This window comes from Hoylesella timonensis 4401737 = DSM 22865 = JCM 15640, assembly GCF_000455445.1.
Classification (GTDB): Bacteria; Bacteroidota; Bacteroidia; order Bacteroidales; family Bacteroidaceae; genus Prevotella; species Prevotella timonensis.
Genome location: NZ_HG417105.1, coordinates 31,888 through 33,874, shown reverse-complemented (window position 1 = coordinate 33,874; position 1,987 = coordinate 31,888). Strand labels below are relative to the sequence as shown.

General features: G+C 41.8%; 3 protein-coding genes and 1 pseudogene. All 4 read right to left on the bottom strand.

Features of this window, described 5'->3' with window-relative positions; genetic code table 11:
- A pseudogene (locus BN35_RS12285) lies at positions 1-292 on the bottom strand (hypothetical protein); the annotation flags it as partial.
- A 33-nt stretch (positions 293-325) separates the two neighbouring features.
- Complete coding sequence (locus BN35_RS12280; protein WP_036887490.1) at positions 326-832, bottom strand: DUF3408 domain-containing protein; 507 nt, start codon at positions 830-832, stop codon at positions 326-328.
- 9 nt (positions 833-841) lie between these two features.
- Positions 842-1,621, bottom strand: coding sequence for a ParA family protein (locus tag BN35_RS12275; RefSeq protein WP_007173349.1), 780 nt, complete (start codon positions 1,619-1,621; stop codon positions 842-844).
- Positions 1,622-1,722: 101 nt separating this feature from the next.
- The coding region (locus tag BN35_RS13975; RefSeq protein ID WP_218916342.1) for a hypothetical protein at positions 1,723-1,987 on the bottom strand (265 nt) is incomplete at its 5' end.

Below are 1,987 nucleotides of genomic sequence, written 5' to 3'. Positions count from 1 at the left end.
AAACAGCGGGAACTTCGGGGATTTTTTGAGAGTTTTCCGTAATCTCTTTTGTGATTTCGGCATAGCGTTCCCCGTATGATTTACTTTTGCCGACAAGCATTTGCTGTGCCTGCTCAATTTGGTCTTGGGTAACAGAAGGCACTCTCTGTTTTTGTTCCTGTTCATTTTTCTTTTCACATGCTTTCTCCAATTTGCAGCACGCCATGCGGAATTGTTGCCAGAGGAAGAGTATTCCAATGAACACCCATACCGCTATCAGAAACAGAAGTATGTTGAATAGTATCGTTTGCATGATGGTGATTTTTATATATCGTTGGTTCTTTGTTCAAAAATCTATTGCTACCTTTCGTCGATGTTTTGCTGTGGCATTATTGAGCAGTTCCTTGTGCTCTTTGAGGTGTTCACGCAGGATGTTGTCAATGTAGGATGCCATTGATACCCGTTCGCCCAAGTCCTGCAAGACGTTTTTTAGCACTTGGAGTGTTTCAGCACTCATGGTAAAATTGGTCCGCTCTCGGAGGCGGACTGACTGTAAATAGCGTGTGCGGTAGTCGTCTAAGGAAATCTGGGATGTTCCCACACATTTTTCATTTCCTTTCTCGTGGCTTTTATACAAAGTCTTATCCTGCTTATTTTCCGAGGTAGACACAACCTCCTTTACCAGATGCAGTTTTTCCTTTTGGTTGGCACTGACCTCTGTTTTCATATCTTCTTCCTCATCAGGTGGGTCAAAAGCCAGCGTTTCCTTGGGAGGAGTCTTCATCACCCCTTCTTCGGCCATCTCCTTGAGCTTGGCTTCCAGTTTTTGCCGTTGTTCCTGTATGTTTGCCATAATGCTGTCTTATTTAATTTGAATATGGGTAAGTAATTCTTCTATCAGCTCATCAATACCCGTTCCTGTCCGTAAGGCTTTATTAGGAGGAAGATAAGTGGAGCGGAATACCCCACGAAATCCGTATTGCTCCAATTCATGGCTGAAACGGTGGGTGGCATAGATGTTTTGGTTAAGCAGCGTATAATCTTCGTTCTTGATATACTTGCTGTAGTATTCAATGAGCGTGTTCTTAACCCTGCGGTCAACCTTGTTCCATAGAAGAATGACTTCCTTGATACGGGCACTTGACATGGACACGCCCAAATCGTTTACCGCCTTGATATAGGTGAGGCAGGCAACCATCGACTGCACGTCTGGCTCTAAGGGAGAAAGGATATAGTCCATATCCAGCGAGAGTTGCAGAAGGTCGCTGGTACCCGCATGACCGGGAAAGTCAAAGATGACCAAATCGAATTTCTCTGATGGATGATTACTGATATACTCGCTTGCCGTTGCTATTGCCTCCTTAGGTGCAGCTTTGAGTATGCGGTAGGCTGTACGCTTCAAAGAAGAGAAATGTTGTCTCATCTGCTGAGAAAGCTGTGGATCACTTTCAATGCAAGCCTTTTCCCTTTCACGGAGTTTATAGAAAGAATCCTGAGACAAGTCACAGTCTACTGCAAAAAGGCGAATGCCTCTTTCGTAGTAAAGAATGCTGCTGACTATCTCCGCCAAAGTGCTTTTGCCAACACCTCCCTTTTGAGAGGAAAAGCCCAGAAATATGGGCGATGTTTGTATCTGTTCCATACTATAGATATTTTAATCGTTTGAACTATAATTCGAATGTTAGCTCGTTAAACTAATCGTCAGAACGAATTATTAATTCTTTTATCTGTCGAAATATCGAATTATCGATCGTTCGATTTGTCGATTTGTCGACATCTCGATAGTTCTATTTGACGATATATTGAACTATTGAAATAGAGTTCGTCATATCGCTCTTTTAATAGTTCTATCGAACGATATTCCGTTCGATTTATCTGCAAAATAAAAGCTTTTTCGATAGATATTTCTATGCCATAGAAATACAAGGATAAATAAGGGAAAAGAGTGAAAATGGTTGATAATGAGATATTTGAAAATCCACTGTAACTTTGCAGGCAGATAGAAAAA